This is a genomic window from Actinoallomurus sp. NPDC050550 (assembly GCF_040655075.1).
GTDB lineage: Bacteria > Actinomycetota > Actinomycetes > Streptosporangiales > Streptosporangiaceae > Actinoallomurus.
In genome coordinates this window covers 135,498-159,399 of sequence record NZ_JBFAJC010000021.1, presented here as the reverse complement: position 1 = coordinate 159,399, position 23,902 = coordinate 135,498, and the positions used below count along the sequence as shown (strand labels likewise).

General features: G+C 69.5%; 22 protein-coding genes. 8 read left to right on the top strand and 14 right to left on the bottom strand.

What is annotated here, in order from left to right; all coding sequences use genetic code 11:
• Positions 1–123: 123 nt before the first annotated feature.
• Both AB0I04_RS27770 and AB0I04_RS27765 read right to left on the bottom strand, forming a co-directional pair.
• Positions 124–867, bottom strand: a complete 744-nt coding sequence (locus AB0I04_RS27770; RefSeq protein ID WP_360890382.1) for a 3-oxoacyl-ACP reductase family protein — start codon at positions 865–867, stop codon at positions 124–126.
• Between the two features lie 8 nt (positions 868–875).
• Complete coding sequence (locus tag AB0I04_RS27765) at positions 876–1,319, bottom strand: nuclear transport factor 2 family protein (RefSeq protein WP_360890379.1); 444 nt, start codon at positions 1,317–1,319, stop codon at positions 876–878.
• Between the two features lie 420 nt (positions 1,320–1,739).
• On the opposite strand from AB0I04_RS27765, the gene AB0I04_RS27760 reads away from it, so the two are divergent.
• On the top strand, positions 1,740–2,378 hold the full coding sequence (locus AB0I04_RS27760; RefSeq protein WP_360890376.1) for a hypothetical protein: 639 nt from the start codon (positions 1,740–1,742) through the stop codon (positions 2,376–2,378).
• Positions 2,379–2,627: 249 nt separating this feature from the next.
• Positions 2,628–3,926 carry a preprotein translocase subunit SecY gene (gene secY / locus AB0I04_RS27755; protein ID WP_360890373.1) on the top strand — a complete coding sequence of 433 codons (1,299 nt, stop codon included), beginning with the start codon at positions 2,628–2,630 and terminating at the stop codon, positions 3,924–3,926.
• A 68-nt stretch (positions 3,927–3,994) separates the two neighbouring features.
• Here the strand turns inward: secY and AB0I04_RS27750 are convergent, their stop codons facing one another.
• Together AB0I04_RS27750 and AB0I04_RS27745 are read right to left on the bottom strand one after the other, a co-directional pair.
• A complete protein-coding gene (locus AB0I04_RS27750; protein ID WP_360890370.1) occupies positions 3,995–5,749 on the bottom strand; it encodes a hypothetical protein in 1,755 nt (584 codons plus the stop codon).
• 208 nt (positions 5,750–5,957) lie between these two features.
• Positions 5,958–8,183 (bottom strand): ATP-dependent RecD-like DNA helicase, encoded by a 2,226-nt coding sequence (locus tag AB0I04_RS27745; RefSeq protein ID WP_360890367.1) that lies wholly within the window; start codon positions 8,181–8,183, stop codon positions 5,958–5,960.
• Between the two features lie 114 nt (positions 8,184–8,297).
• Between AB0I04_RS27745 and AB0I04_RS27740 the strand changes: the two genes are divergently transcribed.
• From AB0I04_RS27740 to AB0I04_RS27730, 3 genes are all read left to right on the top strand, one after another.
• Entirely contained in the window at positions 8,298–8,864 is a 567-nt protein-coding gene (locus AB0I04_RS27740) for a Uma2 family endonuclease (protein WP_360890364.1), read from the top strand.
• Positions 8,865–9,095: 231 nt separating this feature from the next.
• Positions 9,096–10,046: a hypothetical protein gene (locus tag AB0I04_RS27735; RefSeq protein ID WP_360890361.1), complete on the top strand. Its 951-nt coding sequence runs from the start codon at positions 9,096–9,098 to the stop codon at positions 10,044–10,046.
• 16 nt (positions 10,047–10,062) lie between these two features.
• Entirely contained in the window at positions 10,063–12,018 is a 1,956-nt protein-coding gene (locus tag AB0I04_RS27730; protein ID WP_360890358.1) for a hypothetical protein, read from the top strand.
• Between the two features lie 41 nt (positions 12,019–12,059).
• On the opposite strand, the gene AB0I04_RS27725 is transcribed toward AB0I04_RS27730, so the two are convergent.
• The 8 genes from AB0I04_RS27725 to AB0I04_RS27690 form a co-directional block, all read right to left on the bottom strand.
• A complete protein-coding gene (locus AB0I04_RS27725; RefSeq protein ID WP_360890355.1) occupies positions 12,060–12,428 on the bottom strand; it encodes a YciI family protein in 369 nt (122 codons plus the stop codon).
• A gap of 75 nt (positions 12,429–12,503) precedes the next feature.
• Positions 12,504–13,394 carry a lipase family protein gene (locus tag AB0I04_RS27720; protein WP_360890352.1) on the bottom strand — a complete coding sequence of 297 codons (891 nt, stop codon included), beginning with the start codon at positions 13,392–13,394 and terminating at the stop codon, positions 12,504–12,506.
• 245 nt (positions 13,395–13,639) lie between these two features.
• Positions 13,640–14,140 carry a GntR family transcriptional regulator gene (locus tag AB0I04_RS27715; protein ID WP_360890350.1) on the bottom strand — a complete coding sequence of 167 codons (501 nt, stop codon included), beginning with the start codon at positions 14,138–14,140 and terminating at the stop codon, positions 13,640–13,642.
• A gap of 472 nt (positions 14,141–14,612) precedes the next feature.
• On the bottom strand, positions 14,613–15,035 hold the full coding sequence (locus tag AB0I04_RS27710) for a hypothetical protein (RefSeq protein ID WP_360890347.1): 423 nt from the start codon (positions 15,033–15,035) through the stop codon (positions 14,613–14,615).
• 340 nt (positions 15,036–15,375) lie between these two features.
• Positions 15,376–15,936, bottom strand: coding sequence for a hypothetical protein (locus AB0I04_RS27705; protein WP_360890344.1), 561 nt, complete (start codon positions 15,934–15,936; stop codon positions 15,376–15,378).
• Between the two features lie 386 nt (positions 15,937–16,322).
• A complete protein-coding gene (locus AB0I04_RS27700; RefSeq protein ID WP_360890341.1) occupies positions 16,323–17,657 on the bottom strand; it encodes a Dyp-type peroxidase in 1,335 nt (444 codons plus the stop codon).
• A 28-nt stretch (positions 17,658–17,685) separates the two neighbouring features.
• Positions 17,686–18,705: a hypothetical protein gene (locus AB0I04_RS27695; protein WP_360890338.1), complete on the bottom strand. Its 1,020-nt coding sequence runs from the start codon at positions 18,703–18,705 to the stop codon at positions 17,686–17,688.
• 41 nt (positions 18,706–18,746) lie between these two features.
• Complete coding sequence (locus AB0I04_RS27690; protein ID WP_360890335.1) at positions 18,747–19,280, bottom strand: hypothetical protein; 534 nt, start codon at positions 19,278–19,280, stop codon at positions 18,747–18,749.
• Positions 19,281–19,426: 146 nt separating this feature from the next.
• On the opposite strand from AB0I04_RS27690, the gene AB0I04_RS27685 reads away from it, so the two are divergent.
• Together AB0I04_RS27685 and AB0I04_RS27680 are read left to right on the top strand one after the other, a co-directional pair.
• Positions 19,427–20,017 carry a helix-turn-helix domain-containing protein gene (locus AB0I04_RS27685; protein WP_360890332.1) on the top strand — a complete coding sequence of 197 codons (591 nt, stop codon included), beginning with the start codon at positions 19,427–19,429 and terminating at the stop codon, positions 20,015–20,017.
• A 4-nt stretch (positions 20,018–20,021) separates the two neighbouring features.
• The gene (locus AB0I04_RS27680) at positions 20,022–20,321 is read left to right on the top strand and encodes a hypothetical protein (RefSeq protein WP_360890329.1); all 300 of its coding nucleotides are present in this window, start codon (positions 20,022–20,024) and stop codon (positions 20,319–20,321) included.
• A 31-nt stretch (positions 20,322–20,352) separates the two neighbouring features.
• Here the strand turns inward: AB0I04_RS27680 and AB0I04_RS27675 are convergent, their stop codons facing one another.
• Positions 20,353–21,993: an FAD-dependent monooxygenase gene (locus AB0I04_RS27675; RefSeq protein ID WP_360890327.1), complete on the bottom strand. Its 1,641-nt coding sequence runs from the start codon at positions 21,991–21,993 to the stop codon at positions 20,353–20,355.
• A gap of 89 nt (positions 21,994–22,082) precedes the next feature.
• Between AB0I04_RS27675 and AB0I04_RS27670 the strand changes: the two genes are divergently transcribed.
• On the top strand, positions 22,083–22,691 hold the full coding sequence (locus AB0I04_RS27670; RefSeq protein WP_360890324.1) for a TetR/AcrR family transcriptional regulator C-terminal ligand-binding domain-containing protein: 609 nt from the start codon (positions 22,083–22,085) through the stop codon (positions 22,689–22,691).
• Between the two features lie 64 nt (positions 22,692–22,755).
• Here AB0I04_RS27670 and serC read toward each other — a convergent pair whose 3' ends face one another.
• Positions 22,756–23,862, bottom strand: a complete 1,107-nt coding sequence (serC, locus tag AB0I04_RS27665; protein WP_360890321.1) for a phosphoserine transaminase — start codon at positions 23,860–23,862, stop codon at positions 22,756–22,758.
• Between the last annotated feature and the right edge of the window lie 40 nt (positions 23,863–23,902).

The window sequence follows — 23,902 nt, the reverse complement described above, 5'->3', positions numbered from 1 at the left end:
CACGCCCACGGCCCCGCTCGGACCGACTCACCGCTACCTGATGAACGTACCGGTCGCGCAGGTGAGCGACCCGAGCGGGGATGGAGTGGCGCACGACGGGGACCGAGATGGGATCGCCGGGCGTCAGGCGGCGTGGCCGCCGTCGATGGCGAACGCGGCGCCGGTGACGAAGCCGGCCTCGTCACCGGCGAGGTAGGCGACCATGCCGGCGATCTCGTCGGGCATGCCGTAGCGGCCGACGGCGGTGAGCCTTCGCTGCTCGTCGGCGAACGGGCCGCCGTCCGCCGGGTTCATGTCGGTGTCGACCGACCCGCAGTTCAGGACGTTCACCGTGATGCCGCGTCCGCCCAGCTCGCGCGCCAGGCCCTTCGTGAGGCCGAGCAGGGCGGACTTGCTCATGGTGTAGACGCTCAGCCCCGGAGCGTGCACGTGCGACGTCAGGCCGCTGCCGATGCTGATGATCCGGCCGCCGTCACCGAGGTGCCGGACCGCCGCCTGCGACGCGAGGAACACGCTGCGTACGTTCACGGCCAGCGCCTGGTCGACCTGCTCCAGGGACAGATCCTCGACCGGGCCGACGACACCGATGCCGGCGTTGTTCACCAGGACGTCGAGACGGCCGAGGTCCGCCGCGACGCGGTCGACCGCGCCCACGACCGCCTGCGGGTCCGCCGCGTCGGCCTGGACGGCCATCCCACGCCGACCGGTCGCCTCGATCTTCGTGACCACCTGCTGGGCCTGCTCGTCGGAGTTCACGTACGTGATCGCGACGTCGGCGCCCTCAGAGGCCAGCCGGTAGGCGATCGCCGCACCGATGCCGCGGCTGCCGCCGGTGACCAGAGCGACCTTGCCGTTAAGACGGGACATGCTCATCCTCATTTCTCAGGAGTGGGACGGGTCAGGGTGTCGTTGACGGCCGCGGTGTCCCAGTAGAAGGGCCGGAACTCGGTGATGAGGCCGTCCCGGACCGTGATCAGCTGGAGCACCGTCGTCTCGATCGACCGGCCGGTGGTGCGAGCGGTCAGGCGTCCGTGGTTGGAGACGATGACGGTGTCGCCGTCCACCCACTGCCGGCGTTCGAGGAACTCCAGCGACAGCCAGGCCTCGCTCATCGCGGCCATGAACCGCTCTATGCCGTCGTGACCGCGCCACACGCCGCCGTACGGCAGCGTCGGTGCCTGGTGCATCACGACGTCGGGCGCGAGATGCGCCGCCATGCCACCGAAGTCGGCGACGCCCGGACCACCCGCCGTGATGTAGGCGGCCTCCGCGGCGAAGAACGCGTCGAGCACGGTGAGGACGTCGTCGCGACCGCTCATCGGCATCCGGACCCTTTCTCATCACGTCGGCGTCGCGGCCGGCGCACCCCCGTGGTGCGCCGATCTCGCGTCGCCGCCTCATGAACCCCGCCCGGCCGGGATCGGTTGCACCCGACGGCCGGACTCGTCGCCGAAGAGCGAGCGCGGAGCGCGGCGGAGGATGGAACACGGGGCTCGCGGAGGAGGGACCTAGGGCCCGGCGGAGAGCGGACACAGGGCTCGGTGGAGGCGGCCTCACCGGCCGTGATATGCCGCGAAGCGGCCGGTTCCGCGGTTCCTGCGCGCGCATTGTGCGTGCCCGGGGCCTGGGCGAAACGTGGACGGTGCACGGCGACGCGGTCTATCGTGATCAATGATCGGCCGGGGGCGTACAGGCCGCCGGTCGGGACAGGACGGGTCGGACGGTCAGCGGGGGTGGGCGTGAAGAGCCGCACCTTGCTCCGGGGACGGTTGCTGACACTGCTCGCCGGATTCTTCGGCTTCGTCATGACCGCCGTCCTGGCGGCGATCCCGGGCACCGCCGTCGCCGACGTCATCCGCGTGGGCAGCGGAGAGACCTCCAACGCCGCCGGAACCGGTGGCTCGGCGGCGACCGTCGCCGCCCTCGACCGGGGCTCCGGGCGTTCCCGCGCGGCTCCGGCCGGCACCGCCCACGTTCCGCGCCGACTCGCATCGGCGTTCGTCCGCATGGTGGGGGCCGGCGCCTTCGCCGTTCCGAGAGGGTCCGCCGCGGCGGACGCGATCGAGAGGCCGTCGTTCGGGACGGCGGCCGCCCACCCCGTCGCGGATCGCACCCGCGCCGGGCGGACGGCGGCCGTCCATCTGGTCGCGGATCGCATCGGTGCCGGGCGCGGGACCGTCGCGTCACGTTTGCTGGCCGGTGACGAACCCGCGGCCGACCGGGCCGGTCCGGGCTCCGCCGTACCGGCGGCATCCGTAGATCACGCCCGGACGTCCCGGCGTGTGGCCGCCGTCGTCGCTGCGCACTCGGTGGCGCCGCCGGCCGTCTTCACCTCCGCGGTCAGCCTCCGCGGGCCTCCTTCCCACACGGGTTCCTGACGTTCCCGTTCGTCGTCCGTGGCGTCCTCGTGAGCGCCGCGGCGTTCCCGTGTGGAGGCATGTCATCTCTCGTATCACCGCGCGGCGAGCACATTCGGTGCTCGCCCGATCACGCGCTTTCTCGTACTCGGATCCGTCCGCCCGTCGTATCGGTCGCGGCTCGGCGCTTGCCCTCGGCGCGGCCGTTCCCCACCGTCGTGGCAGGGCCGTCGCCCTCCGCAGCGGCTCGGCCGTTCGCTGGGAGGGCGGATGCTGACCGCCCTCGTCCGGGCCTGCCGGACTCCTGACCTGCGTCGGAAACTGCTGTTCACGCTCGGCATCGTCGTCGTGTTCCGGCTCGGCCAGAACCTGCCCGCGCCCGGCGTCGACGTGTCGGCCGTCAGGGCGTGCGCGCAGGCCGCCGCTCACGGCAGCCGGGCCGACGTCTTCAGCATGGTCAACCTGTTCAGCGGCGGGGCGCTGCTCAAGCTCTCGGTCATGGCGCTGGGCATCTACCCGTACGTCTCCGCGAGCATCATCCTGCAACTGCTGACGGTGGTGATCCCGCGTCTGGAGACCCTCAAGAAGGAGGGGCAGGCCGGCACCACCAAGATCACTCAGTACACCCGCTACCTCACGGTCGCGCTGGCGATCCTCCAGGGCACGATCGTCGTGGCGATGGCGGCGTCCGGCAACCTCTTCCCGGGCTGCGGGCAGCGGATCCTGGGCGCCCCCGGGATGCTGACCGTCGTCACGATGGTGGCCTGCATGGTCGCCGGTACCGCCGTCATCATGTGGCTGGGTGAGCTGATCACCGAGCGGGGCATCGGCAACGGCATGTCCATCCTGATCTTCACGCAGGTGGTCGCCGTCTTCCCGACCGAGTTCTGGAACATCTACACCAGGAAGGGCGGGTTCACCTTCGCACTGGTGACGGTGACCAGCCTCGCGGTGATGGCCGGGGTCGTCTTCGTCGAACAGGCCCAGCGGCGCATCCCCGTACAGTACGCCAAGCGGGTGGTCGGCCGGCGCGCGTACGGCGGTACGTCCACCTACATCCCGCTGAAGGTCAACCAGGCCGGCGTCATCCCGGCGATCTTCGCCTCGTCGCTGCTGTCGGTCCCGGCGCTCGCGGCACAGATGTGGCCTCGGAACATGTTCCTCAACCGCACCCTGGCCCCGCTCACCCGGCAGGACGATCCCTGGCACATGGTCACTCTGTTCGGGCTGATCGTGTTCTTCACCTACTTCTACGTCGCGATCACCTTCAACCCGACCGAGATCGCCGACAACATGAAGAAGTACGGCGGGTTCGTCCCCGGCATCCGTCCGGGGCGGCCCACCGCCGGGTACCTCGACTACGTGCTCACCCGGATCACCGCGCCGGGGGCCCTCTACCTGGGGCTGATCGCGCTCATCCCGATGGTCGCGCTGTCGCTGTTCGGCGCCACGCAGGACTTCCCGTTCGGGGGGACCAGCCTCCTGATCGTCGTCGGCGTCGCGCTGGACACCGTGAAGCAGATCGAGAGCCGATTGCAGCAGCACAACTACGAGGGATTTCTCCAGTAGCGCCGACGCTCGGTGAAGGGGCCGGACGGGCCCGGCTCCTTCACCGAGCGTTCTGCGCGCCCCCTTCGCTACTGGCGGCGGAGGGCACGGGTGATCGCGGCGGCGATCGTCGTGGCGAGGATCCAGCCGACGATGATCAGGCCGTACATCAGCCACTGCGACCATCCGGGCGGCGGGGCGTACGCCTTCCGCTGCCCGAGGTCGATGATCGGCAGCAGCAGGTCGAGCGTGTAGAAGAAGGGACTGAAGGGCGGCGCCGGGCCGGATTCGGCGGCCACAGGGTGGCGTACGTGGAACGCGATCGTCCCGGCGACGAGCATGAGGCCGAGCCAGAGGGCGGCCCGCCACGGGCGATAGCCGTACCCGACGGTGAAGTCCTGCAGATACCCCCAGAGCCGTACGGGCAGCGGCAGGCCCGCCCGGCGGCGGCGTTCCTTCGCGAGCAGGACGTTCCGGGCGTAGGCGTCGTTACCCACACCGCGGTAGGTCTCCGCCAGTTGCTCGTACGGCTGGGGCCGGAAGCCCGGTGGCGCCCGGTCGAGGCAGGCCAGGCCGGCGTCGACGCTCGTGGAGGGCTCGATCGCGTTGTACGTGAGGCCATCGAGCCGGAGCTCCCCGGGCAGGGTCTTCGGCTCGTACTCCAGCAGGCCGAGCCGGGCGTACCGCAGGTCCACCACGCCGCTCGGGCACTCGGCCGGCCGGAGCTTCAGCTCACGGGCCGTGAGCCACCAGCACCCCAGACTGAGGTCGGCGCTCTCCCTGAAGCGGGAGCCCGCGAGGTCCAGCGGGCCGGTGATCCGCGCCCCCGACAGGCGGACGGCGCCCTCGACGAGCAGCCGGCGGCCGTACAACCCGTCCGCGGTCAGCCCGCTGGCGTGCAGCCCGACGCGGTGCGGGTTGCGGATCCGCGCGTCGTCGACGGTGAGGGGGCCGGTGATCCGCGCGTTGAGCAGGTGCACCTCGCCGTCGGCCGCGAAGTCCGCGCCGCAGCGCATCTCACCCCCGACCGTGAGGCGGGCGGCCTGAAGCGCGTAACCGCCGGGGTTGTTCAGCCGCGCGCCGTCGAGGTCGAGCCGGCCTTCGACGGTCGCGCCGTCCATGTTGATCGATCCGTTCGCGGAGAAGGCGCCCTGTCCCAGGAGGTCTCCGCCGACCACGATCCGGGGCGCCGCGAGCGCGCACGCCTTCGGATTGTCGAGCGTCGCGCCGTGGAAGTCGACGCTGTCGCCGACGCGGGCACCGGGGAGGCGCATCTCGCCGTCCGCGTGGAAGCCGTCGCGGCACAGCAGGTCGGCGTCCACCCGCAGCCGGTCCGCCTCGAAGACGGGCCGGCCGCCTCTGCCGCCGAGACGTGTGCCGTTCATGAAGAGGGCTCCGGCGATGTGCGTCGCGATGAGCCGGACGGTCCCGTCGATCAGCGCCTGGTTGAGGAGCAGGTGGCCGTCGATGAACGCGGTCGACGCGTGTAGCCCCTCGCGCACGCGCGATCCCGCCAGATCGATCTCCCGGCAGCGCAGGCCGTGGAGGTTCAGCAGGTCGGTGATGTGGCACGAGCGCAGGCTGAGCGGGTACGACACGGCGGCGAACCGGAGGTCGAGCTCGCCCACGATGCGGGCCCCGGTGAGCCGTACCGCCGGGACGCCCGCCCGGCTCGGTGATCTGGTGCTGACGAGAAGCTCGCGGATCACCTCCGCGCGGATCGTGCGGTCGGGCCCCCAAGAGGCGCCGTGGCGCGGGTCACCGTTTCCCAGAGTCACCCGTTCGCCGGTCGGGAACGCATCCCACAGTCTCCGCTCCGACGAGGTCAGTGACTTGATCCGCACGCGAGCACCCCCATTAAAAATCGTTCGGAGGGCCGCGAACGTCGCATCCATGGCCGGAACCGGCCACCGGCGCGGGCAACCGACGCGGGCGACCGGCCGGCGGAGCGGGTGGCGCGGCAGTCGGCGAGCTTGTTCGCCGACGGTGTACGGCTGGTGGAGCCGGCCGGGGTCTTGGACTCCCTCGGAGACGCGCGGCCCGGTCGGGAGATCAGGCGTCGGGGCGGAGGCGGTGGTCGAGGGCGGTGTGGCGGCGTCCGGCGCCGGCCGTGCGGACGGCGGCGGCCAGGGCCCTGGGGGAGCCGGCCAGCACGACGAGCTTCTTGGCTCGGGTGACGGCGGTGTACAGCAGGTTGCGCTGCAGCATCATCCACGAGCTCGTCGTCAGCGGGATGACGACGGCCGGGTACTCGCTGCCCTGCGAACGGTGGATCGTCACGGCGTACGCGTGGGCGAGCTCGTCCAACTCGGCGAAGTCGTAGTCGACGCTCTCGTCCTCGTCGGTGAGCACGGTCAGCGTCTGCTCCTCCAGCGACATGCCGGTGACCACGCCCACCGTGCCGTTGAAGATCCCGGCGGCGCCCTTGTCGTAGTTGTTGCGCAGCTGGGTGACCTTGTCGCCGACGCGGAACACCCGCCCGCCGTAGCGGCGCTCGGCCTTCCCCTCGCGGTGCGGCGTGAGCGCCTCCTGCAGCAGCGTGTTGAGGTTCCCCGCGCCGGCCGGGCCACGGTGCATCGGGGCGAGCACCTGGACGTCGCGACGCGGGTCGAGGCCGAACTTACGAGGGATCCGCTGCGCCACGATCTCGACGGTCAGCTCCGCGGTGGGCTCGGCCTCCTCGCACGGGAACAGGAAGAAATCCGGGAAACCCCGCGTCTGCGGCGACTGCCCCGCGTTGATCCGGTGGGCGTTGACCACGATCCCGGACTGCTGGGCCTGCCGGAAGATCTTGGTCAGGCGTACGCGGGGGATCACGTCGGCGGCCAGCAGGTCGCGCAGCACCTCCCCGGCGCCCACCGACGGAAGCTGGTCGACGTCGCCGACGAGCAGCAGGTGCGCACCGCGCGGAACGGCCTTGACCAGCTTGTTGGCGAGGATGACGTCGACCATGGAGGACTCGTCGACGACGACGAGGTCCGCGTCGAGCGGGTTGTCGCGGTCGAACTTCGGGTCGCCGCCAGGCTGCAACTGCAGCAGCCGGTGCACAGTCGCGGCCTCGTGACCGGTCAGCTCGGCCAGCCGCTTCGCCGCCCGCCCCGTCGGCGCGACCAGCACGACCTTGGCCTGTTTGGCCCGTGCCAGCTCGACGATGGAGCGCACGGTGAAGCTCTTCCCGCAGCCGGGTCCGCCGGTGAGCACCGCGACCCTCTCGGTCAGCGCCAGGCGTACGGCCTCCTCCTGCTCGGGGGCCAGGTCCATTCCGGTCCGCTGCCGCAGCCAGCCGAGGGCCTTGTCCCAGTCGACGCCCTTGAAGGCGGACAGGCGGTCCTCCCGGGTGCCCAGGAGGTCCAGCAGCCCGGTCGCCAGCGAGCGTTCGGCGCGGTGGAAGGGCACCAGGTACACCGCCGGCACCTCGCCCTCACCGGCCGCCATGCGCTCCCGCACGATCTCTTCCGCGGCGACCGCCTCCTCCAGGCAGGGGCCGACGAGCTCGCGCGGCACCTCCAGGATCTTCGTCGCCTCGGTGAGCAGGTTGGGCTCGGGCAGGTAGCAGTGCCCGTCGTCGGCCGCCTGCGACAGCGTGTACTGCAGCCCCGCCTTGATCCGCTCAGGGCTGTCGTGCGGGATGCCGACCGCCTGGGCGATCGTGTCGGCGGTCTTGAACCCGATGCCCCACACGTCGGCGGCCAGCCGGTACGGCTCCTTCCGCACCACCGAGATCGACTCGTCGCCGTACTGCTTGTAGATCCGCACCGCCAGCGACGTGGACACGCCGTGCCCTTGCAGGAAGACCATCACCTCCTTGATGGCCTTCTGCTCCTCCCAGGCGGCGGCGATGCGGTTGGATCGCTTCGGGCCCAGCCCGTACACCTCGACCAGGCGCTCGGGCTCCTCCTCGATCACCCGCAGGATGTCCGTGCCGAAGTGCTCGACCATCCGGTCGGCCATCACCGGGCCGATGCCCTTGATCAGCCCGGAGCCGAGGTACTTGCGGATGCCCTGCACGGTGGCGGGCAGCACGGTCGTGTACGAGTGCGCCTCGAACTGCCGGCCGTACTTCGGATGCGACGTCCACCGCCCGGTCAGCCGCAGGCTCTCGCCGACCTGCGCGCCGAGCAGCGCCCCCACGACCGTGAGCAGCTCCGGGCCGGTCCGGTCGGTGGCGACCCGCGCGACGGTGTACCCGGTCTCCTCGCTGGCAAAGGTGATCCGCTCGAGCACGGCCTCCAAGACCTGCGTCCCGGGCGCGGAAGATGCCGCCTGTGGCTCCGACACGTGGACATACTGCCCGAGATCAACGACAGATCAGGCGACCTCCCCACACGATCAATGAGATTCGAACTACGCTGAGTTTCGCAACTCGGTGGGAGAGGACACACAGTGTCGGTAATGTTTACGGAGAGTCACGGTCGCTGGACCGTCGACGCTCTCCGCCGACTGCCGGAGGACGAGTTCCACCGGTACGAGATAGACGACGGTGTCCTGATCGTGAGCCCCCGCCCCGCAGCCCCTCACCAGGTGGCCTCCCTTGAGATCGCCGTTGTCCTGAGGGAGCTCGCCAGAGCCGCCGGTCTGGAGGTCGTACAAGAGGTCGAGGTCGTCACTCATCAGCGGGACGACTGGTTGAAGGTTCCTGATCTCGCGGTGGTGCTGGAGGACGCCGTCGATGCGGAGCCGCAGGAGTTCGAGGCGGCCGACGTCGTACTGGCGGTGGAGATCAGCGGGAGCAGGCAGAGCCGCAACCGGGATTTTGGGGAGAAGTTCGAGGCCTATGCCGAGGTGGGCGTTCCGCACTACTGGATCGCCGAACTCCTTCCCGTTCCGCGACTGACCGTCTTCGAGCTGATCGATGGCGCCTATCGGCAGGTGGTCGCGTCGGAGGAGCCGGTCAAGCTTTCCCGGCCGTTCCCTGTGGAGATCGATCCCGCCCGGTGGCGGAGGGGGAAGGTTCGCTGACCGTCCGTCAGGTGCTGCGACGCCTGGGACGGGGGCTGCGCGATTCTCGCGCCGGAGCGCATAGGCTCGGCTTGTGAATCGTGCTCCTCGATGGCTGTTGCCGACCGTGCTGGCGGCGCTCGTCTTCGCCGTCGTCCTCGGCACGCTCCTCCATTGAGGCGGCTGCGCCGGGGCGGGTCACCCGGTCGATCGGCGCCGGTCAGGGCGCGTACGTTCGCCGCTCTCCTGGCCGTGGGCGGTCCGCTGGTGTGGGCGGTGCCCGCCAGGGCGGTGGCGCCCGTACGGGCCCTCGCCGAGGGCGCGAAAGAGCTCTGCACGATCGACGACCCGCGCATCGACGAGTCCAGCGGGCTGGGTGCGAGCCGGCGCCATCCCGGGATCGTCTACACGTTCAACGACTCGGGCGGCTCTAATCAGCTGTTCGCGCTGGGGATCGACGACTGCCGGGTCCGGGCGGCGATCACGCTCGGCGGGGCGCACAACCGAGACTGGGAGGCGATGGCGGTCGGCGCGGACGGCTACCTCTACGTCGGTGACATCGGCGACAACCTCAAGGATCAGCCGTACTCCACCGTCTACCGCATCCCCGAGCCGAAGACGATCCGTACCCAGACGGTGCCCGCCACGAGGTACCGCATCAAGTTCGAGGACGGATCGCACAACGCCGAGACGCTCATGGTCGACCCGCGGACGAGCCAGATCTACATCGCGAGCAAGGAGTTCGGTGGATCGCTGTACGAGGGGCCGAAGAAACTGAGCACCAGCGGCTACAACGTCATGCACCAGGTCGGTGACGCCCCGCTGTACGCGACGGATGGGGCGTTCGCGCCGGACGGGCGCACCTTCGTCATCCGCGGCTACTGGGACGCCGAGATCTACACCGCGCCCGGCAAGGAGCTCACCGGCGTCAAGGTCCCGGACCAGAAGCTCGGCGAGGGCATCACGTACACCGCCGACGGCCGGTCGTTGCTGTTCAGCGGCGAGGGCGTACGGCAGCCGCTGTGGCAGGGGCCGGTTCCGAAGGAGGCGCTGCCGTCGCCCACGCCGACCTCGAAGCACCGGACGACGGCCGACGGGACCGGTGACGGAATGCACAAGGGCCGCACGATGCTGGGCGTAGTAATCGTCGGGGCGCTCGCCCTGGCCGGTGTTGTGGTGTTCGCTCGCAGACGAGCGTCATGACGAATGGGACGCTGACATGTCACGATCTGTTCTCGTGGACCTCGAGCTGATCGGCCTTCGGGCCCCCGCGCGGCGGTCGCGCCCCGTCGCGCCCGGCCCGTTCGCGCTGTTGTCCCTGCTGGTGGCCCTTCTCCCCATCCCGCAGCCCGGCGTGTGGCTGGGGGCCGTCGTCGCCTGCAACCTCATGCCGTGGCTGCTCGGCCTGCGGTCGCGCAGCACCGGCGTCTGGCGGCTGTCCGAGGCGGGCCTCGAACGCCTCGCGCCCGACGGCTCGGTGGAGGAGGCGTACGAGCGGGACCGGATCGAGGAGTTCACGGTCACCGCGGACGACGAGGTCTTGACGATCTTCCACAAGTTCGGGTCGACCGCCGCGGGCACCCTCACCGAGATGGGCTTCGAGCCGCTCACGTTCTACATGACGGCCCGCAGGCTCGGGATCACCACCCACGTCATCGACGGCGACCGCTCGGTCTTCGACGAGGGCGACCTGCCGTCGGAGGAGGACGCGCCGCGCGCGCTCGGCCGCCGCGCCGAGCAGCGCCTGCGCGACCAGGAGGCGACCCTGCTGGCCGTCGCCCACGAACCCCACCCCGCCGCGCTGACCACGCCGACGACCCTGGACACCGCGGTGACCGGGCGGCGGCGCTCCGTCGCGCTCGGGATCCTCCTCTCGCTGCTCGCCCTCACCATGCTCGTCCGGTCCGCCTTCGACGGCGGCCTCGGGTTCGGCGACCGGCTCATGGGCGGCCTGTGGGCGGTCGTCGGCGCGGTCGCGGTCCTCGGCGCGCGCCGCCGCCGGCTGACCGGCGCGCCGCTGTCGTGGTCGATCAGCCCGAACGAGCTGCGCGTCCGGCACGCGACGGTCGCCGAGTGGAGGGTGCGCGCCGACCATGTCGCCGCCGTCGTCGTCGGCCCGGGCACGGCCGTCGACCCGGTGACGGGCCGGCTGACCGGACGGCACACCGTCGCCACGGTGTTCGGGTACCGCTTGCAGGTGCTGGCGCGTCTCCCCGCCGAGGGCCTGGACGCCTTCCAGCTCACGCACGCCCTCAACGAGCGGGGCTACCAGGTCGTCACGCCCGAGCAGGGAGTACGGCGGCCGTCCCAGTACGGCCTCGCGGGACTGCCGGACATCTTCGCCCGGGTACCCGGCGGCCGCCTCGTCGTCGACGAGGACGGCATCGGCTGGGCCGACGGAGCGGGCGACGTCATCCTGCGGATGCCCCGCGAACGCATCGGCGGCATGGAGCTCCTGACCGTCGACGGGCACGCCTGGCTGCGGATGTACGACGATGACGGCGACGAGTTCCTCGCCGCGCCGCTGTCGATGCTCCGCATCTCCCGTACGGACCTGCGCGAGGCCGCCCGGCGGATGCGACTCCCGATCACCGACGCCGAGTACGACGCGTACGTCAACGCCGCCTTCCACGGCTCCATGACCCGCATCGAGGCGGCCCTCGAACCGTCCCCGGCCCTCACGGAGCCGGAGACGAAGACCCTGCCTCCGGTGCAGCTGGACGTGCCCCGGCGCACCCGCGTGCTGGCGTACGCCGTCACCGCGACGCTCTGCGAGCTGGTCGCGGTGCTCGGATCGGTCTGGCTGCGCGGCGACCTCGGCGGGTTCTGGACCGCGCTGTCGTGGGCCGCGCCGACCGGGCTCGTCCTCGGGCTCGCGGGCACGTGGCTGTACGACCGCAACCGGCCGCAACTGCGCATCTCCTCGTCCGGGATCTCGTCGGTGACACGGCTGGGGCGCACGGAGTGGAGCGTTACACGGCAGGCGCTCGGCGGCGTGGGCATCGACGAGTCCGAGGCACCGAGACTGGTGGTGTGGAGCCCGGTGGGCCGGGTCCTGCGGCGGGTGTCGTTCCCGCCGGACCTGGCCGAGCTGCGCCGCGCCTGCGAACGCCACGGCCTGCCCTGGGGCCCGCCCGACGCCGGCCACGGCGCCGCCCCGCCCCCGGAGCTGTGACCGTCGTATCGCTCCGGTGGCCTGGTGACCGGATCGGCCGATCAGGCGCCGTCCATGCCGAATGAGTCGTGGATCGCCCGTACCTCGACCGCCACGACGTGGAAATCGACCACGCGTTCGGCGATGGCACGCGCCCGTTCCGGGCTCGCACAGTCGATCACGTAGTAGGCCGTCAGTTGTTCGGTCGCCTCGATGAAAGGCCCGTCCGTCGTGGCAGATCCATCCCCATCGCGCCACCGGATGGTCGTCGTGTCCTTCGGGTAGGCCAGCCCGGCGCCGTTGAGCATCTCACCCGACCCTTCCAAGTCCTGGTGGAGCGCTTCGTGCCTGCGGAACACGTCGGCCCGCTCCTCCGCGGACATCGCCTCGGTCGCTGCGGGATCGGCGTACATCAGCACCATGTACTTCATGCCCCAACCCTGACACGACCCCTGGGACCGAGGCGATCACCACCGCCTGCCCGTGAGCTTAGAGAGCGACGATCGTTAGGGAGTGCGCAAATCAGGATTCGACCGGGCCATGCATGTATCAATCTCCGGGTTGTAGGGCGCGGTGGGGTTGAACAGAGCGTAGGAGTACGAACAGCAGGGATTATGGCATTCCGCCTCGGTCGGGTAGTCGGCACCGTACGGGGCCTCGACACCGACCGGAACATACGGCCCCGGCGGTAGCTTCGGCACCGCGTCGTAGGTGTTCACCAGCCGGAATGTCTGCACGCCCAAGTCGGTGTAGTAGGCCTGGAACTTCGAATTCCCAACCTTGGGGCTGGCCTGGTTGTAATGCAGGATGTTCGCTTTGGGTATTCCTGCGGCGCATGCCATCGGCACGGTCAAGGTCGCCAGAGTCGAACCGAGGCTGTGCCCGGTCACAATGAGCTTTCCGCCGCTGCGGGCGAGCTCTGACAACGTGCCCATCAAGGCGCCGTGGTCAAGACCGTTGAAGACGCCATAGAACCCTTGCGCCACCTGGATGTCTGTTATAGGCGAGGCCGTCGGCGGAGTATAGGGCACCAGCTTGATCTTGCCGTCCATGATGAAATCGTCGCTCGTCTGAGACCCGCGAAAGGCCAGAAATGCCGTTTGAGTGTCAGGTCCATAGGCGAATATCGCAAATGGTTCGCTGACCGCTTTGCCTTCGGGGGCGAAAGTGCTCCAGATGGGGCCTTGAAACTTCCAGTGATCAACGGGAAACATTGCGCTGGTGATAGGGCAGCTATCGGAGGGTTTCCAGGAAAATTTGTCGGGGCTCGGCTTGCCTGCGGCCTTCCACTGTTCGCACATATCGCAGGCTACGTTGACGATAAAAGAACAGGTTCGGGCGATGTTCAGGTCATAGCCAGGGGGAGGCTTGAGTGGTGTTCCATCTCCGTTGTACAACCGTACCACCTCTTTGATGTTGGGATTTAAGAGTGCGACATTGAGCTACCGTCGCGCCTTTCCTTGGACGTTTTCTACCCCTTCGGTTCGGTGTTACTGATGGGTTTACGGGTTTTTGCTCTCTATGTGCCATATCTATGGCCCTGCCGTCAGTGGGAAATGCAGTACTTCCGGCTTCTCGCTGAGGCGGGCGAGGATCTGCGGGTCACCGATGCGTCCACGGTGCGGCATCTGGCCAGGACCCGCTAAGGCCAGTCCGAGGGCGGCCGGACGTAGGTTCCCTTGCCGGGGACCGTCCTCAGGTATCCGAGCCGTTCGAGATGCGACAGTGCCCGGTGGACGGCCCGCCGGTCGACCCGGAGTATCGGGGCGAGCTCGTCGCCGGAGAGGATCTTCCGGCCGGACGGCCGGTCGCCGCAGACGATGCGGTCCCGCATGGTCTCCGCCGCTCGGCGGGCGTTCACGTCGTCCACGACGCCGTCCACCGAATGCCCTGGCGTCCTCGCGGCCAGCTCGACCTCGCCGATCCGCTGCAGCAGCCGGGACACGGACGGCTCGTCGATGACCACCGGGTCGGTGCTGATCGCGGAGAAGGCGGTGAAGGCCTGCCGCCAGGCCGACCAGATGATGACCCACCCGCCGTACGTGCTCTGCAGGCTCGTCGCGACTGCTTCCGCGTGAAGGTTCCGGCCTGCGCCACCCGATACGCGGGAGCGTCGCCGGGTACGGTTCGCCGAGCGCGTCACCGGTCCTCATGGCCCCAGCTACCGCAGCCAGCACCGCGTTGCCCACGCGAGCACGCCGGCGGCCAGCACCACCAGGAGCGGGAACCGCCCGACCCGGCAAGGCGGCCTGACTGGCACACCGTTCCCTGCCGCGGACCGAGGGCCTCGCCAGAGTCGTTTCTGGCGAGGCCCTCATCAACATCAAGCAGCTACGCGCCTGCTGGCAGCGGATCGATGAAGTCTGCCACGGAGATCATCGAGATTTACCCACTACAACGCACCCCTCGACCGGGTCGTGCCCGCCGACGACCCGCTCCCCCTTCGACGAGAGCTCAGCCGATCGTCTCGCGGAGAATGCGAACGGCCCTCGGGCCGATCCCGTGCAACAGGCCCGGCCCGACAGGCTCAGCCTGGGCGGCGGGTGGGAGCTGCTGGACGGGGTGTTCGCGCCGCACCTGACTCCGGTCACCGAGCTGTTCACCAGTTGGCTGCCCTACCGGGGCCGCCACCCGACCGGTGGCACCCCAAGATCTCCCAAAGTTCGATTGTGCCGCCGCCGCCAGTACCGCAGCGCGTACAGTTCGCCCTCGAGCGGCGCCCCGTACCAGTACATCGGAACAGAAGGCGGCCTGCTGCTTGGGGTCCGGCGGCCTTCGCGCTTCTCCCGCCTGCGCTGCTGCTCGTATCCGCGGAGCTCCGCCATCCACACGTCCCGGCTCGCCTCCAGCAGGTCGAGGGCCCGCAGCAGGGGCCCGTCATCGCCTCCGAACGACCCGGCCTTCTCCTCCAGGAAGCTGGTCGTTTCGTGCCACCCGATCGGGTGGCACAGGGCCACGCACTCGCGGTACGCGCTCTCCCTGCGCGCATAGGGAAGGCTCGGATCCCGCACCTGCCGGGCAAAGGCGGCAAATCTCATCTCCCGCATAGCCAGGGGTCATCGCTGCAGCCTTGGACGGCGCAAGATCACGGGAACCATCTCCGATTCCGCATCCGAGGCGATCGTGCCGTGTGCCAGTCGGGCGGCGAACCGTGCGAGCACATCGACCCCGAATGCCGCCACCTCGCCGGTGGTGGCCCGCTTCTGCTGCGCCGACGCCACCACTTGATCGGCTGTTGGTGGCCAGTTCCGATTCCCCGCCGACGGCCACTTGGCGGGGAGCTAACTGGCCGTGGGTTTCACTGAGTGTCACTGCCTCGGCCGGTCGACCTCAATCGGCTCATTGGGGGCGACACGAGCCGGCGCCCGTTCACCCCGCTCATCCTGTGTCGCCGGGTCGCAGGTGCTGCGCCCAGGACGGCATTCGTTTGCCGAGCTTGACCAGCAACTCCAGTCGGGAGCGATAGGCGCTGACATCTGGGCTGATGCTGTCGAACCAGTGGGTGACCGAGCGCCAGACCGGGTCTGCCGGTTCTCCTTCGGTGATCAGCCAGACCGGCGGATCCAGGTTGCCGAGGTCGGCGCCGTCGATGACGTGGAACTCATATGCCTGGTGCATGACCAGCACCAGCAGCCCGTCCGCGTCCTGGATCGCGCCGCCGTCGCGCGACAGAGTCGCCTGTGCGTATCGCTTGGCATCGCCGCCGACCGCGTCCACACCGAGCGAACTACCAGCCTGCCACAACCCCTTCCGCACACCGATCAGGTGCAGTACCTCACGAACGGTCTCAGGCACCACCCTCACGCCCTGTGCGGCGGCAAACGCCTCGACCTGCTCGTCCGTGGCGCCCGCGACCGACTCCGGCACCAACCCGTCGGCGGTGACCCGATCGAAGACCGCCCGGATCGCCGCCACAGCCTCCTGGCCCCGCTCACCCACGCCGACCTCCTCCCCAAGTACGCCTACACATCGAGATGACCGTTGCCCTTCTAGCACCAACAAACTGCGCCCAAACCTTCCGAGTTCTCGACTGAGAGTAACTGGACTAACTGGCCGTACCCGGGGAATTAATGTTGGCCGCTGTCAATCGGCACCGGCGTCCGCCACGGCCCGTTCGCCAGGATCAAGCAAAGCCCCACCCCGCAGAGCATCAAGTGGCTTCCGATCACCAACGGAACCCCGCAAACACGCCCAACTCAAACGCCACTCCCTGACGCCCACGATCAGCCCGACTGCTCAATTACCTGAGCATCGAACTGATCAAAAACGCCGCCGTTGACACGTAGGCGACGTGCCTCAACTCTCAGTGGCTCTTGGCCGTGCCTTCAGCTGCGGAGATCACCGAGCCAGTTCAAAGCGTTCAGCCCAGGCAGGAAGCAGTATTCGCCGCCACGGGTGATGACGAAGCGGGGCAGCGCTCGCAGGCGCCGTCGCAGCGGCCGTTGAGGGATGGTGAAGTCGTCGGGGCCGTCGCTGGAGCCGATGAGAGGATCGCGTGCGTTGCCCGCGCCGAAGAAGACGCCGTCGTTCATCCATTCGGACTGGACGAACTCGAACTGCCGGCCCAGGTGGGCTCCGATGAAGGCGAACATCAGGCCTCGGTCGGCCCCGTCATCCTCCAGCATCCCGTCGGGTAGCGGCGGTCCGTAGGCGGTGCCGCGCCGGATCATACGGTGCAGCCTCGGCTCTCCGGCCACTGCTGCGTCGCGGGGGTTGCCCCGGCGGATGTGGCAGCCACAGGGGGTGATGAACCCCGCCGGGTCGTCGTGTTCGTACAGGAAGGCGTTGTTGCGGCGAGGGTCGGCGCCCAGGACGGCATCATCGCACGAGGGGCTGAGCGCCAGCGGGGCGCCGCTGCGCCAGCGGCCCATGATCTTGGCGGCCAGTAGTTCCTCGTCCTCGGGTCCGGTGGCGTTGTCCTTCAGGTAGCGGCGGAAGGCCGCGACGCGCTGGTGGAGTTTGCGGAAGGCCGCGTAGGTGCCGTTGCGGCCCAGGATCTCGGGCTGCGGGGCTTGGACGCCACCGAGCTCATCGGGGTAGCCGAGCACGAACTCCCCAGCCTTGAGCGGTGCTTCCAGCGGGTTGGATCCGGCGATGCCGCTGCCTTCGACGGCCGGGTGACTGATGCCGTCGCGGTAGCCGAAGGGTTCGGTCTCGGTGGGCAGCGCATGGCAGTCCTGCCGCCAGATCGCGCTCACCCCGGACAGGTGCTGATAGGCAGGGCGGGCGCGGTCGATGGCCGCCTGAAGGCGGGCACTGTCGGGCGCCAGAGCGGTCAGCACCACATGGACGTCGGGTGCGCCGAGCGGCGCCTCCCAATGCTCGGGACTGCTGTCGCCGACGTCGCCGAGCGCTACGGCCCGGGCGGCCATGCCCTGCCGGAACTCCCAGGCGAAGGTCTCCAGAGCTTGCGGCGGCACGCCCAGGGCCTTGAGGCCGCAGAAGGTGAGCGCGACGCTCACCCAGGTATCGCCCAGCGGGCTCGTGGTGTCGGCGGCCGAGGTCACCACGGCCCGTACGCGCCGCATCAGCTCCCGGCCGTGCGCGCGGTCGTCGATACGAAACAGGATGTAGGTGGCCGCGTACGGGGTCGGCCGGGGGCTGAGGACGCCGCGTTGGATGTCGTCGAGCTCGAGCGCGGCATGCGTTGGTGTACTCACCAATCTCCCTCTCCCGCCGCCTGGGGCGTCACTTCGCCGAGACGATGTTCATCCAGAAGGCACGCAGGCTCTCATCGCCGCCGAACAGCGAGCTGAAGATCGTGGAGTCGGCCAGCAGCACGTCGCCGGCGCGTTCTCCCTCAGGGGGCATCCACAAGCACATGTTGAACTCGGTGTTGCCGGCCTCGGTGAAGGGGTGCGGCGGTCTCGAGGGGTCGATCGGCTGGCGACCCAGCACATAGATGACGTCCGGCTCGTCGGTCGTCACCGCGTAGTGCGGCAGGTGCATGTGGAAGTTGAAGGTGGTCACGCCATCCAGCCATCCTCTGGTATCCAGGTCCTGATTGACCGACAGCGGCGCGATCTTGTTGGCCTGCTGTACCGCGGGCCGCAGCCCATAGCGGTTTTCCACCGGCACCCCGAGGCCGCGCATCAGGTCGCGGACGTAGCGGCCGAAGCGTTGCCGGCGGGGTACCAGGGCGTCTCCATGGTGGTGGTACTCGGCGTCGCGTACGGCCATATCGTCTGAGGCCCCCACGTCGTGGTGCGGTCCCAGCACCAGGCAGGTGCCCTCCCGGGCCAGGAAATGCCGCAGCGCCTCGATTTCTGCGGGCTCGGCCTCTTGCCCGGTGATCATGTGGTCCAGGCCGAAGACGAACAGGGTGTCGGTGTCATCCAGCACCCGCTCGTCCAGCACGGTGCGGAAGCCTGCCTGGTCGATGCGCTGGTACACCGGCACGCAGTGGCCGGTGGCCTCCTCGACGAACTGCTGGAACGGCGCCCATCCCCAAAAGAACAGCTCCAGCGATCCGGCGATGCCCTGCTGGAAGCGCAGCGGATCGGACCAGCGCGGGTCCTCATAGGCCGGCCAGTTCACCCGCCGCACCTCGGTCAGCGTGGAGAACCGGTTGTCGAGCTCGGCCGGGTTCCTGCCCGCCTCGGCCGGATAGCTCCACGAGATGTAGATGCTCACCCGCCGGCGGCCTGGGGTGTAGGGGCGCGGTACGTGGTTCTGGTTGTAGACGCGCGCGGTCCTGGACTCGCTCATCTCGCCTCCGATCACCAGTAGGACGCACCGGGGGCCTGGTCTTACTGCATCTGGTCGAGCATCTCCGACAGGGCGCCTTTGATCCGCAGCGCTTTTTTGATCTCATCGGCGGTGACGTACGGATACTCTCCGTATTCGATGAAGCTCGGGCAGTGGTGCTCGCGGACGAACGTGACGAAGGCCTCGGGATTGGTCTTCCAGTCCTCGGGGAAGCCCACGAGGTTCTCGAACGCCGTGTTCACCCCCGCCTTGGTGAACAACGCGATCGCGTCTTCGGTGTACTTGTCGAAGTCGGTGTCGAAGATCCCCTGGTACATGAACCGGGTGTCGTCATCGAACAACACCCAGCGTAGGTAGTGCAGCTTCAGCGGCGCCAGAAGAGACGGATCGGCCTCCAAGGCCTTGGCCAGCGCGTGACCGTGGTTACGGATGGCTTCGGCGTGGCCGGGCTTGACGTCGGCGATGATCGTGAACCCGTAACACGCCGGGGTCCGCGGGAAGACCGGACCGTACTTGCCCTGTTCGAGGTGGTCGGTCTCCTTGGGAATCACCACAGCCTGCGGCGTGATGTCCATGCCGGCTCCTCCCTCACCCGGTCAGAGGGGGAACAGGCCAAAGGCCACCTGACACGTCAAATCATCCCACAGGCCAGCCTGCGTTCGAAGGGCACGCAACTGCCCGTAGGCCTGACGAACTGACAAATTGAATATATAGTGTCAGTATGTCCACCTCGATGGAGGCGAAGCGGGAGCAGGTCGTGTCCGCCGCGCTCGGTGTGTTCGGCAGGTACGGCTACCGCCGTACGTCGATGGACCTCGTCGCGCAAGCGGCGCGGATGTCACGGCCGGCCGTGTACCAGCACTTCAAGAACAAGGAAGAGATCTTCCGTGCGGTCGGGCAGCTGATCGCCGAGCGGGTCACGGCGGCGGCGCGGGAGGCGGGACGGGCCGGCCGACCGGTCGTGGAGCGGCTGTACGGGACGCTGGTCGTCAAGCTCGACCTGTTCGCGGGCACGATCGACGCCGAGTTCCGCGCGGAGCTGTTCAGCGAGGCGGCGGACATCGCCCAGGACGTCGTCCGAGCCTTCGAGGACGCCTACCGCGACGTGGTCGAGGCCGTCCTCCTCGACTGCGCCGACGAGCTCGACCTGCTCGGCCACGCATTGTCCGCCCGCGACGCCGCCACGCTCCTGCTCGACGCCCTGGCCGGGATCACTCAGGCCCGGGAGGAGCCGGAGGTCCTGCACGCCCGGCTCCGGCAGCTCGTCGAGCTGACCGTTCGAGGCCTCACCGGCACCCCCGAGAAGAGATGATCACATGAGCCTGGTCCTGAGCTTCCTCGCCGGAGTCTTCGGCGCGAACGCCACCCCGCACTTCGTCAAAGGCATCACCAAGGAGCGCTTCCCCTGCCTGTTCGGCAGTGGCCCGCTGGTCAACCTCGTCGCGGGCTGGGCGATGTACGTCATCGCCGCGCTGACGGCGGTCGCCGCCGACATGACGGCCCACCCTGTGCCCGCCTTCTCGGCCGCCGCCGTCGGCGTTCTGGCCATGGGAGTGTTCCATGCCACCATCGGCGCCTTCGGCAGGGGCCGGCCGGCCTCGACTCCCATGCCGTGAGCCCGGATATTCCGACGTGAGTCCTGCTGCCTCAGTGTGCCGTTGGGCGGCCCAGGGCCCGTCGGGTGGCGTCGGCGAGGGCGGTGAGGGGGTCGGGGGCGGAGTTGGGAGTGCGCCAGGCGATCACGTGGTCGGGGCGGACCAGCAGGGCGCCGTGGTCGCTGATGCCGCACGCGTCGGCGGGCCGTGTGGTTGCCGGGGCGATCTGGCGGGGCAGGAGCGTCGCGTCGAGGAAGGTGCCGTGCGGGTCCAGCTGGTGTGCGGCTTGTACCCAGAGGTGTCCTTCGGGTCCGGCGAGGAGCAGGTAGCGGCCGTCGCGGACCAGGTCGAGCGTGGAGCCGGGCCCGTCCTGGCCGATGAGGGGCAGGTGCGGCAGCCGGGTGCCGGGCTCGCCGCGCCAGCGGTCCGGCTCCTCGGCCGCTGGTAGATCGGCCGGGTCGTCGCCGGGTACGGGGTAGCGGTAGCCGAGGGCCACCGCCGCCTCACTGAGCAGCGGACGGTCCTCGATCGGGACCTGGGCGCGGTCGCGGGCGCGCAGCAGCGCCTGCTCGACCGTGATCCGACCCACGGCGCGGCGTTCGGGCTCGTAGTCGTCCAGCAGCCGCGGGTCCGCGTGGCCGCGCAGGACCGAGATCAGTTTGGTAGTGAGGTTCCAGGCGTCCTGGATGCCGGTGTTGGCGCCGAAGCCGCCGGTCGGCGGGGTGACGTGTACCGCGTCGCCGAGCAGGAAGACCCGGCCGGCGCCGTACGAGTCGGCCACCCAGCCGCCCATCTGCCAGGGTCGGCTCCCGGTGAGCGTGAAGCGCGATGACGGCAGCCCGAGCGCGCGTGAGACGATCTCACGGCACCGTCGGCCATCGAATGTCGCCGGATCGGTGAGTGCGGGATCGTAGGTCACCGACACCGTCCCGCGGTCCTGCGCGGTGTTCCAGGACAGGAACGCCTGCTCGGGCGGGCCGGTGAAGGCCAGGGCGAGCCGACGGCCCTCGAGCATCTGGCGCAGATCGGCTTCGAAGCCGATCTCCACGACGTGCGCGATCACCTCGGTGCCGCTGCGGCCGATGCCCAGGCTCTCGCGGACGGCGCTGCCGTTTCCGTCCGCGGCCAGCAGATAGTCGGCCGCCACGGTGTACGTGCTGCCGTCGGCACGGCGTATCAGCGCCGCGACGTGGTCATCGTGCCGGCGTAGTTCGAGAAGGCGGTGGCCGAAACGCAGGTCGGCGCCGGCGGCGCGGGCGTGTGCGCGGACGACCATCTCCAGGTCGGCCTGTTTGACGAAGGCGCTGGGGCACGGCGAGACGCTGCTGAAGTCCTCCGCGGCCGGCAGCCGCCAGCGCCGCAGCTCCGGGCCGGCGAGCGAGGTGACCACCGCGGCATGGTCGGCCGGCGGGAGGCGGTGCTGGACGGCGTAGATGTCCTGGTCGGCCCCGACACTGCGGTACGCCTCCATCGTGCGCGGATAGAACAGTTTGGCGCGAAGCCGGGTCGAGACCGCGGCGTGCTTCTCGACCAGGACGGGGGTGATGCCGCGGACGGCGAGGAACAGCGCGGCCGAAGCCCCCACGATGCTGCCGCCCACGATCAGAACGGGAACGCGTGCGGGCGGCGGATCGGCAGCGACCGGAGCGGTGTCGCTGCCTGCCCTGGCGGCCGCAGTGCTGGCATCGGACATGAGGAACCTCCGCAAACGAATCAGAACAGGTCTGTTCCATTATTACCGCAAGCCGGGAGCAAACGAAACAGCCCTGTATCGTTACTGGAGTGAACGCGGAACTCCAAGGCCGTCGCGGCGGGCGGCAGCGCGACCCTGCCACCGACGCGGCCATCATCGACGCGGTCCTCGACATGGTCGCCGCCGGCGCCACCCTCACCGGCCTGTCGCTGGTGGCCATCGCCAAACAGGCCGGAGTCTCCCGCAACAGCGTCTACCGGCGCTGGAAGACCAAGGACGAGCTCTACCTCGACGTGCTGGAGACGATCAACGAACGACGGCCCTCGCCGCCCGGTGCCGGCACCCGCGACGACCTGGCCGTCCTCCTGCAGGCCCTGGCCGAGCGCGTCGTCGACAAGCGGGCCAGCAGCATGCTGAGAGCCCTCAACGCCGAGGCCGCGACCTTCCCCCGGCTGCACAGCCGCTACTTCGAGGAGATCATCGCTCCCCGCCGGGAAGCCATGAACCATGTCCTGCGACGCGGCGTGGAACGAGGAGAGATCCGCCCGGACATCGACCCCGACCTGATCTCCGAGCTTCTCGTCTCACCTCTCCTCGCCCGCATGGCATCGGGCAACACCGACCAACTCGTCCCGGAACAGGCCAGCCGGCAGATCATCGACCTGGTCCTCGACGGCGCGGCGGCCACACCGGACTGACGGCGAAGAACGCACAGCCCCGCCAGGCTCCTCCTCCGCCTGATCACGTGCCGGGCGATCCCATCTAAAGACGCTCGACGACGTGGTCGACGCAGGCGGTGAGCGCCTCGATGTCGTCCGGGTCGATCGCCGGGTACATCGCGATGCGCAGCTGGTTGCGGCCCAGGCTCCGGTACGGCTCGGTGTCGACGATGCCGTTGGCGCGCAGGACCTTCGCCACCTGGGAGGCGTCGACGCCCTCGAAGTCGATCGTGCCCACGACGTTCGAGCGCTGGGCGGGGTCGGCGACGAACGGCGTCGTGTAGGAGGTCTTCTCCGCCCAGGTGTAGAGCCGCCGCGCGGACTCGGCGCTGCGCCCGGTCGACCAGGCCAGGCCGCCCCGCTCCAGGAACCACTCGATCTGCTCGGCCATGAGCAGCAGCGTCGCGACCGCGGGGGTGTTGTACGTCTGGTCCTTGCGGGAGTTGGTCACCGCGACGGTCAGGTCGTAGAAGTCGGGGATGTAGCGGCCGGAGGCGGCGATCTCCTCGATCCGGCCCAGCGCGGCCGGGGACATCAGCGCCAGCCACAGCCCGCCGTCGGAGGCGAACCCCTTCTGCGGCGCGAAGTAGTAGACGTCGGTCTCGGCGACGTCGACGGGCAGACCGGCGGCGCCGCTGGTCGCGTCTACCAGCACGAGCCCGGAGTCCGACGGGCGCTCGATCGGCATGGCGACGCCGGTGGAGGTCTCGTTGTGGGTGAAGGCGTAGACGTCGACGGAGTCGTCGGCCACCGGTGAGGGGTGGGAACCCGGCTCGCTCTCGATCACCGACGGGTCGGCGAGCCACGGGGCCTTCTTCGTGACCTTCGCGAACTTCGAGGAGAACTCCCCGAACGTCAGGTGCTGGGACCGCTCCCGTACGAGCCCGAACGCGGCGGCGTCCCAGAACGCCGTCGTGCCGCCGTTGCTCAGCACGACCTCGTATCCCTCGGGCGGCGAGAACAGCTGCGCCAGCCCTTCGCGGACGCGCGCGACGAGCGACTTGACCGGCCGCTGCCGGTGCGAGGTGCCGAGGTAGGTGGCGCCGGACGCCGCCAGGGCGGCCACCTGCTCGGGACGGACCTTCGACGGCCCGGAGCCGAAGCGGCCGTCGGCGGGCTTGAGGCTGTCGGGGAGCACGATGTCGGTCACGTGCAGCAAGAATAGTTGAGGCGCAGCGCCGCGCAGCGGC

Bases quoted from the DNA above. Each gene is read 5' to 3' on its own strand.
- AB0I04_RS27770 (WP_360890382.1), bottom strand. From the start codon at position 867: ATGTCCCGTCTTAACGGCAAGGTCGCTCTGGTCACCGGCGGCAGCCGC.
- AB0I04_RS27765 (WP_360890379.1), bottom strand. From the start codon at position 1,319: ATGAGCGGTCGCGACGACGTCCTCACCGTGCTCGACGCGTTCTTCGCC.
- secY (WP_360890373.1), top strand. From the start codon at position 2,628: ATGCTGACCGCCCTCGTCCGGGCCTGCCGGACTCCTGACCTGCGTCGG.
- AB0I04_RS27740 (WP_360890364.1), top strand. From the start codon at position 8,298: ATGTTTACGGAGAGTCACGGTCGCTGGACCGTCGACGCTCTCCGCCGA.
- AB0I04_RS27730 (WP_360890358.1), top strand. From the start codon at position 10,063: ATGTCACGATCTGTTCTCGTGGACCTCGAGCTGATCGGCCTTCGGGCC.
- AB0I04_RS27725 (WP_360890355.1), bottom strand. From the start codon at position 12,428: ATGAAGTACATGGTGCTGATGTACGCCGATCCCGCAGCGACCGAGGCG.
- AB0I04_RS27710 (WP_360890347.1), bottom strand. From the start codon at position 15,035: ATGAGATTTGCCGCCTTTGCCCGGCAGGTGCGGGATCCGAGCCTTCCC.
- AB0I04_RS27695 (WP_360890338.1), bottom strand. From the start codon at position 18,705: ATGAGCGAGTCCAGGACCGCGCGCGTCTACAACCAGAACCACGTACCG.
- AB0I04_RS27690 (WP_360890335.1), bottom strand. From the start codon at position 19,280: ATGGACATCACGCCGCAGGCTGTGGTGATTCCCAAGGAGACCGACCAC.
- AB0I04_RS27685 (WP_360890332.1), top strand. From the start codon at position 19,427: ATGTCCACCTCGATGGAGGCGAAGCGGGAGCAGGTCGTGTCCGCCGCG.
- AB0I04_RS27680 (WP_360890329.1), top strand. From the start codon at position 20,022: ATGAGCCTGGTCCTGAGCTTCCTCGCCGGAGTCTTCGGCGCGAACGCC.
- AB0I04_RS27675 (WP_360890327.1), bottom strand. From the start codon at position 21,993: ATGTCCGATGCCAGCACTGCGGCCGCCAGGGCAGGCAGCGACACCGCT.